This is a genomic window from Methanospirillum sp., from assembly GCF_035406105.1.
Taxonomy (GTDB): Archaea; Halobacteriota; Methanomicrobia; order Methanomicrobiales; family Methanospirillaceae; genus Methanospirillum.
On sequence record NZ_DAONKG010000118.1, the window covers coordinates 1 to 7,612 of the forward strand.

9 protein-coding genes are annotated in these 7,612 nt (G+C 46.0%); 1 reads left to right on the forward strand and 8 read right to left on the reverse strand.

Annotated elements, in window-relative coordinates; translation table 11 throughout:
* Positions 1–335: cation:proton antiporter (locus PLA23_RS08170; protein WP_324474819.1), on the forward strand; the 335-nt coding region annotated here is incomplete at its 5' end.
* A gap of 30 nt (positions 336–365) precedes the next feature.
* On the opposite strand, the gene nikR is transcribed toward PLA23_RS08170, so the two are convergent.
* The 8 genes from nikR to PLA23_RS08210 form a co-directional block, all read right to left on the reverse strand.
* Positions 366–821, reverse strand: coding sequence for a nickel-responsive transcriptional regulator NikR (nikR, locus tag PLA23_RS08175; protein WP_324328258.1), 456 nt, complete (start codon positions 819–821; stop codon positions 366–368).
* Between the two features lie 214 nt (positions 822–1,035).
* Positions 1,036–1,692 (reverse strand): class I SAM-dependent methyltransferase, encoded by a 657-nt coding sequence (locus PLA23_RS08180; RefSeq protein WP_324474820.1) that lies wholly within the window; start codon positions 1,690–1,692, stop codon positions 1,036–1,038.
* Entirely contained in the window at positions 1,667–2,782 is a 1,116-nt protein-coding gene (locus PLA23_RS08185; RefSeq protein ID WP_324474821.1) for an MFS transporter, read from the reverse strand. The genes PLA23_RS08180 and PLA23_RS08185 overlap by 26 nt, the downstream gene beginning before the upstream one ends.
* Positions 2,783–2,786: 4 nt before the next feature.
* Positions 2,787–4,676 (reverse strand): beta-CASP ribonuclease aCPSF1, encoded by a 1,890-nt coding sequence (locus tag PLA23_RS08190; protein ID WP_324328252.1) that lies wholly within the window; start codon positions 4,674–4,676, stop codon positions 2,787–2,789.
* A gap of 39 nt (positions 4,677–4,715) precedes the next feature.
* Positions 4,716–5,345: an archaeal proteasome endopeptidase complex subunit beta gene (gene psmB / locus PLA23_RS08195; RefSeq protein WP_324328250.1), complete on the reverse strand. Its 630-nt coding sequence runs from the start codon at positions 5,343–5,345 to the stop codon at positions 4,716–4,718.
* Positions 5,346–5,436: 91 nt separating this feature from the next.
* On the reverse strand, positions 5,437–6,273 hold the full coding sequence (locus PLA23_RS08200; protein ID WP_324328279.1) for a CBS domain-containing protein: 837 nt from the start codon (positions 6,271–6,273) through the stop codon (positions 5,437–5,439).
* Between the two features lie 26 nt (positions 6,274–6,299).
* Entirely contained in the window at positions 6,300–6,728 is a 429-nt protein-coding gene (locus tag PLA23_RS08205; protein WP_324328248.1) for a universal stress protein, read from the reverse strand.
* A gap of 42 nt (positions 6,729–6,770) precedes the next feature.
* On the reverse strand, positions 6,771–7,612 hold an 842-nt coding region (locus PLA23_RS08210; RefSeq protein WP_324474822.1), incomplete at its 5' end, for an amidohydrolase family protein.

Genomic DNA, 7,612 nt, shown 5'->3' on the forward strand with positions numbered 1-7,612 from the left:
CTATCTTCTTTGTATCCTTGGGAATTCTTGTGGATGTTCATGCCCTGACTTTTGAGGGGATCATCTTCATGCTGGTTCTGACCGGAGTGGCAATTCTAACCAAAGTGATCGGATGTGCCCTTCCCTCCCGGCTTATCGGTATGAGAAACCGTGATGCTTTGATTGTCGGGTTTGGCATGTCCCCTCGCGGAGAGGTTGCTATGATAGTGGCACTTATCGGCCTTACCGGAGGGATTATCGGACAGGATATCTATGCAGGAATTGTCTTTATGAGTCTGCTGACCACCATCAGCACACCGATTATCTACCGGAACTGGCTCTATCGGAAGGGATGAAAATGCCCGGTAACGGGATAAAAGAAAAGTTTACCCTTCAAGGGGTATCGTGGTCAGTTTTACTGTTTCCACACCTTTTTGTGCCATAAGGCGCTCGGCTATCCCTTTTACCTGCTGAGCATCCCCTTTAACCAGCAGAACTTCCACGCACCGGTTGTGAGTCACATGGGAGTGAAGAGATGCCTGAATTAATTCCATGTAGTCATGTTGGATATCAGTGATTGCAGCCACAAGCCCCCGTTGATGGTGATCATACACGAGCGTGATGATTCCCTGTCTCGGGCCGGAGAGATCTGCCATCCATTTATGATATCTGATGTAAGAACGAATGGCATCCCGTATACCTTCTGAACGAGATGAATATCCCCGGTTTTTCAAAATCTGATCAAAACTCTGAAGCAAATTGGACGGAAGTGAGACTCCGATTCGGGAGAGATCATGGTCATACAAATCATCCTGTTCCGAATCAGCAAAACTGGGAGACATAATGATTACTATTTATGTAATATGGTATATCTTTTTCTTACGGGGTATGCTGAAAAGATGTTGAGTATTTATTGAACGTACATAATTTTTTTTTGCATAATGTATTCGTTCCAATATTTATCTCAACAAAAACGCCATTTTTATCAAAAATTTACTCCCATATAAGACATTAATCTTTCTACTATAAATGACCATTTTTTCCCCGATAGAAAACTCAGTCCAAGACTGATTTTGTGAACCTGACAATCCAGAGAGAACGCGGCAACACTTCTCTTTTCACTCGCATGGTCCATGTGCAGGACTCCTGCACGAGGGGAGTAAGATCAGAAAAGAGACGTACAATCTCTTTCTCAGAAAAAAAGTGAGTGATGATACCATTCCCTTTTTGAAACGTCCCATCTTCAACTTCTGTTCCGGCTTTGGCCCTGAAGTCATCAGTCCCGAAAACGGTGACAATCAGTTCACCACCAGGTTTTAAAACCCGGCTTATTTCTCCTGCTGCTCTATTTCGATCATCACGCAGCAGATGCCCCATGATATGATGTGCATCAATAGCGTGAATTGTTGCATCGTAAAAAGGGAGGAACCGGACATCAGCACAGACACATGACAGATCTGATAGGTCAGGTCTTTTCCTGCACAGATGTAAAGCAGGTAAGGAAAAGTCAAGACCTATTCTGCAGGTAGCAGAGAACGAAGGACGAAAATTCTTCCCGTTCCCACACCCAAGGTCTAAAAATATTCCGGTTTTTGTCTGTGTGGTCGGTTCAAGAGGGGTATTACCCCAGAGGGAGCCTTTCATCTGATATTCAGCATTCCATACCTCCCTCTGCAAGGATGTACAATCAGGTGTCTGATGTGGTTTTTTCATGTATAATGAACCCTTTACAGGAACATTTGCCAATGATGACTGCAGTACCTATGGCTCCAAGGGCAATGACTGCCGATGCAGTCTGAAAAGATGAGAATGAGATGATATACCCGCCAAGTGCAGGAAGCAGAGTCATCCCGGCATAACTACACGTAGAATAAAGGCCCATTGCTATCCCCTGTCGCTCTTCAGCAAGTGCCAGGTATCCGATCTGTGATACCATAATAAGTCCTGCCACCGCTCCCATACCAAGAACGATAACAGGCGCGTTAAGAAATGAAAAGATGAACGGGACTATCATCAGGGCCGAAATCCGGATAAGGAGAACCGGCTCAATTTTCAGATATGGCGTTATCAGGGACGTGATTATCGTTGCAAAATTCATTGCTGCAAGTACGGTACTCACCTCATGAACCGGATATCCGGAGAGTTCGGGAAACACTGCCTGAACATATCCGGTAGACCCGAGAAGAATAATCACAGATATCCAGAGAGGATACTGACGAAGTATCTGTGACCAGGTCTCTGTAATCAATTCATCTGACCTGATCGTTTTCTGTCTGCCAAGGCGAGGTATTTTAAGAACAAATCCAAAACCAGAGATTATTCCGGTCAGGATGGTACAGATGAATACTCCAAGCAGTATCTCTCCTGTAAACTGCGCAAGCCAGCCTGCCCCGATAAGACCACTCAGGAGTCCGAGATTTAACGAGGCCATAAACATCCCGGTATTTTTTAAAGTATCTGTCTGATAACCAATCCAGGATAAGGCAGATGAGATAAAAATACCTGCCCCAATTCCTTCTATAAATCTCCATAGAAGGAGGGTAAAGGGATGAGTCAGGGTGATTATGAATATACCGGATATCAGGGTAAGGACCAGGGATATCCGGATGAAGACTGGCTGGCCGAACCGATCACTTGCAATCCCGGCAGGCAGTGTCATAATCATCGCGCCAAAAAAATACGCAGAAAAGATGAGTGTCTGAAAAGAGAGTTCATCGGAGAGATGGGGTAACACCGGTACTATAGCATTTGATAATGCCATCACCATGAACACTGCACAAAAAAGGAAAATCGGCCGGTTCATTCTCTCATATCAACCGGTAGGTCTCAAGATTCATTGGAGATGTTGTCTGAATATGTAATTTTTTATAGATGGAACTTGCAAGATCGATGGTTTTGTTCTCATCGCCATGAATTGCAAATATCTTCTCTGGTTTTGGTTGCATATGCGAGACAAAATTCATCAGTTGTCTCCGATCTGAGTGACCGGAAAATCCATCGACGGTGATGCAGTCAAGATTGACAACGATGGTCTCACGGTTCCCGATGGGTATCTCACGCCAGCCTTTCTGAATTCTCCGTCCAAGGGTTCCATCGGCCTGATAACCGACAAAGACAAGACAGTTCCGCTCATCTGCGGCAAGGTTTCTTAGATACTCCATGACCGGACCGCCATTTAACATACCACTGGTAGTAATGATCACACAGGGCTCTCCGTTTATGACCCGCTCTCGCTTTTCAGCAGAGTCAACCTGTTCAAAACATTCGGCAAGGAATGGGTTGTGTCCTTCCTTGAAGATAAGGTTCCGGAGTTCTGAATTCAGGTATTCCGGATAGGTGGTGTGAATGGCGGTCGCTTCCTTGATCATCCCGTCAAGGTAGACCTTAACCGGGGGGAATTTCCCAAGACGCATGCCCTCTTCAATTGCTAGCATGACTTCCTGGGATCGGCCAACAGCAAAAGCCGGGATAATAATTTTCCCGCCCCGTTCAAGCACTTCACGGAAGATCCCATAGAGTCTTTCCTCTGCCTCAGCACGGGAGGGCTGCATATCCTGGGCGCCTCCATAGGTCGATTCCATAAAGAGTGCTTCAAGCCGTGGATAGTGGTTCACTGCCGCATTGAAGAGACGGCTCTTTCCATAGTGAAGATCTCCGGTAAAGGCAACATTATAAAGACCATCACCGATATGGAAATGAGCAATCCCTGAACCAAGGATATGCCCTGCATTGTGGAAGGTGAGTTTAATATCCGGTGCAATATCTGTCACACATCCGTAATTGAGGACTATTGAGTGCTTTATATACTCTTTAACCTCATTTGAGGAATATGGAACGGTTTTTCCTTCCTTATTCACCACATCAAGGTAATCCAGCTGGAGCATGGCTGCAAGATCCCGTGTTGGCGGGGTGGAGTATACCGGCCCCTCATATCCGTATTTATAGAGGAGGGGGATGTAGGCACAATGATCCAAGTGTGCATGAGTAAGGACCACAGCATCCAGCTGTGAAAGAGGGTGAATCTCAGGGACGTAGAGGTATGGAGTTGCTTCAAAGCTGTCAGGCTTTTCTCCACAGTCGATAAGTACCCGGCTCTCAGGTGTAGAGAGCAGAAATGCAGCCCGGCCGACCTCACGGCAGCATCCGAGCGTGGTAACCCGTATCCATTGATCTTTTGCAATGACATCACGGTGAATTCTTCTGCCAATCCTTTTCAGAAGCTCTTTTCGCTCCTGGTGTGCTGCACGCAAATACTGTCTTACCTGTTTTACTGTGCTGCTCTCGATAGGAGGTGTTCTGACAACCTTGGGTGTCCACCCGATCTCGCGGGTGATATCACGAAGGGTCGCTCCGTTTTTCCCAATTACCACACCTGGTTTTTCGGCCTCAATGAGGACTTCACCCGTGTCAGCTTCGAAGAATATATCAGATATACCTGCATTTTCACCGACAACACGCCTGATTGCTGATGCAGCCCGTTCCGGATCTTCTAATATGGTTGGACGAACGACAATGCGTTTTCGGATATCTCGTGCAAGTATTTTGATAAGATCATCCTGGTCAGCAAATGACTTTGGATCATCGGTATAAATAACCAGTTCAGGCCCTTCAAATTCGACAGATGCAACTTTAATCCCTTTTGGGACTTTCTTTTTGATTTTTTCCTGTATCTCTTTGAGACGTTCCTCAATAAGCATAAAACCGTCCTAAAAAAGTAATAAAATATGTAAAATAGTCTAATTGGGTGTAAGAATACTGATCTCTTCGTCTGATAATTCGTGATAGGATTCTTCAGTAATGACTACTACTGCTATTCCTTCTCCGGAACCTGCATCCCTTTTGATTGCAGAACGAAGAGCACGTATGGCAAGTTCAATGGCTGAACGCTCATCCATGCCAATAGTGTACCGGTCCTCAAGCACACCATATGCCATGGGAGATCCTGAACCGGTTGCAACGATGCCATCTTCTTTTCCGGTTCCTCCTACAGCATCAACTGAGTAGAGCACTGGCCCGGTATCGTCGACACCTCCGATCAGAAGCTGGACATAAAAGGGAAACATGCGGTTGCCATGAAGAATATTGGAGAGCAGGGTTGATGCAGCCTGTACGCTGATACGCTTACCTCTCCGGACCTCATAAAGATTTGCCTCTACCGTCATAAGCCGTGCAAGTTGCTGTGCATCTCCAACACCACCAGCGGTCGTAAGACCAATCCTTGGTGCAATCTGATAAATCTTCTTCGCAGTCTTGTTGGATATCAGATATCCCATGGTTGCACGTTTCTCACTTGCGAGCACAACCCCGGTATCAAATACAATACCGACCGTGGTTGTTCCTTTCATCGTATCGCTCTGTTCGACCATAATGGACTCCGGAAATAATGAGTGAAATGGGAAAGTATTGCAGAAGCAAAAATGCCTTAGTTACAAATAACCTGCAATAATTTAAAGTTTTTTATTGATATTTTTCATCTAATAAGACTTTGATAAGTTCCCGATCAAAGAGAATGCTGATGAGTCGGTTGTCTCCGTTCACGATTGGGAGCTGATCAACCCTGGCACGCTTCATCTTGAGGGCACACTCACTCACCTCAGCATTTGGCGGGACCATGACGACGTTTGTGATCATTGCGGCTTTTACCGGGCGGTTGGGGAGCTGGACACGTGAGATACCATAACTGATATGATGAACATCGCGGATACTCTCCCAGGTCCATTCATCATCATCGGTTCCGGTTGTGGAGAGATCTGAGGTTTCCACCGAGTCTTCAATCATGGCGCATCTGATAAGATCACGCTCACAGATGATGCCCTGAAGTTTGGATTCACGGTTTAATATCGGAATTGCCTCAAACCCTGATATTTCCATGATACGTCCGACAAGAGGCAGGGGAGTCTCTTCCCAAAGAGCAAAGGTGGGGCTGGTATAGACATCCTTTATCTCTTCCTCAATCTTCATCCGTGCAATCGCAAGGATGAGATCAGCCACACTGATAAGACCAACCAGGTTTTTTGCTTCGTCCACAACAGGCAGTCTGCGGATATTACGCTGCCTCATCATCCTGGCTGCTTCACTCAGAGTCGCATCAGGACGGATGGTGAGCGGATCAGGAGTCATCAGGAGAGCGAGCTGATTCTCTTCAGGTTTGTGAAGAAGATCCTTTCTCGTGATGATACCAACCAGTTTTCCATTCTTTAATACAGGAACTCCGCTGATTCCGGTTCTTTTTAAAATTTTAAGTACATCATCCCGGTTTCCAGGTATTTCTACAGTGACGACATCGGTCGTCATGTAGTCTGATACCAACGGGACTGGCACTATGATCTCACCACCAAAACGGAAACCTTGCTGTGTTCAACAACAAAGGAACTGACACTTCCGATGAGGATGCGATCAATATTACTCTTTCCATGAGATCCCATGACGATCAGATCTGCACCTATCTTTTCGGCAGTAGCAAGAATGGTGTCTCCGGCATGCCCCTGTTCAAAATGCGTTGTAACTTCTATGTTCTTTTTCTTGGCAATCTCCTTGATTTTATCAAGTGCTGCATTGCCTTCCTGCTCAAGCAGGCTGTACATAATCTCCAGTTTGCTGTCTGCCGGAATATCTGTAAAAAGCCCCGATTCTACGACGTAAACTGCGTGAAGTTTTGCTTTCCAGGCATGTGCCTGTTCGACGGCTGCCTCAAATGCCTTTTCACTGACAATGGATCCGTCAATAGCAACAAGAATTGTGTTATACATATACTCCCCTCAAAAAGGCTTCCAATTTAATTTGGACTTTACCTAAAAAATTCTTGCGCAAAAATGGCTCAATGGCGCCCTCTTCACAATGGTGGATTTGATGTCACGGGAATGATGCAAATTTCCCCATGAGCAGTCCAATACGAAAAATGAAGCTTTATTTCCTTTTTTTATGGCATGAGTTATCCCTGCAGGCGGAAATCCCCTGGTGGCAGAAGAGAGGAGATCATGAGCAGGCACCCCGTAGGCAGTATGAATAAATGCTATCTCCTGCATCATATCAGGCTGGACAAACATGACATTATCCGTTCCGATAAGGATTTGAACCCCGGCCTCTTTCATCTGATGAACCGGAGGGTGATCAGACCCTGTTGTTACCTGAAGAAGATAATTTGATCGGCAACAGATGACAACAGGGATACCTTCATCTGCAATTCTCCGTATCTGACATGGTGTTGCATGCGTACAGTGAACGAGGAAATCAGGGCCTGCATCCAAAGCGGCATCAATATCCTGAGGGTCCCGTTCCCCTGCGTGAAAACCGATAATTTTTCCCTGTTTCTTCATACGGTCCACGATGTCCAGATAAGACGACACGTCTCTGGCGCTGCTGATTCCGGCTCCGTCAGCTATCTCCTCACCACCTTCCCGCCCCAGAATAACCGGATGAAAGGGGAGTTTTGTTACTGCTTTTTTTAATGCACGCACTCCTGATCTTCCTCCCTCACGAAAATCGGCACACCCTGCAGTCCCTGACTGGATCATCTCGGTCAGAGAATCTCTCATTGCCTGGATGAGATGGATATCAGGTGTTTGTGAGAGTATTGTGTGTTTGAGACCATACGGTGGAGTTACCAGTTCATCAAGTGTTCCGGTGCAAGGCA

Bases quoted from the DNA above. Each gene is read 5' to 3' on its own strand.
- nikR (WP_324328258.1), bottom strand. From the start codon at position 821: ATGTCTCCCAGTTTTGCTGATTCGGAACAGGATGATTTGTATGACCAT.
- PLA23_RS08180 (WP_324474820.1), bottom strand. From the start codon at position 1,692: ATGAAAAAACCACATCAGACACCTGATTGTACATCCTTGCAGAGGGAG.
- PLA23_RS08185 (WP_324474821.1), bottom strand. From the start codon at position 2,782: ATGAACCGGCCGATTTTCCTTTTTTGTGCAGTGTTCATGGTGATGGCA.
- PLA23_RS08190 (WP_324328252.1), bottom strand. From the start codon at position 4,676: ATGCTTATTGAGGAACGTCTCAAAGAGATACAGGAAAAAATCAAAAAG.
- psmB (WP_324328250.1), bottom strand. From the start codon at position 5,345: ATGGTCGAACAGAGCGATACGATGAAAGGAACAACCACGGTCGGTATT.
- PLA23_RS08200 (WP_324328279.1), bottom strand. From the start codon at position 6,273: ATGACGACCGATGTCGTCACTGTAGAAATACCTGGAAACCGGGATGAT.
- PLA23_RS08205 (WP_324328248.1), bottom strand. From the start codon at position 6,728: ATGTATAACACAATTCTTGTTGCTATTGACGGATCCATTGTCAGTGAA.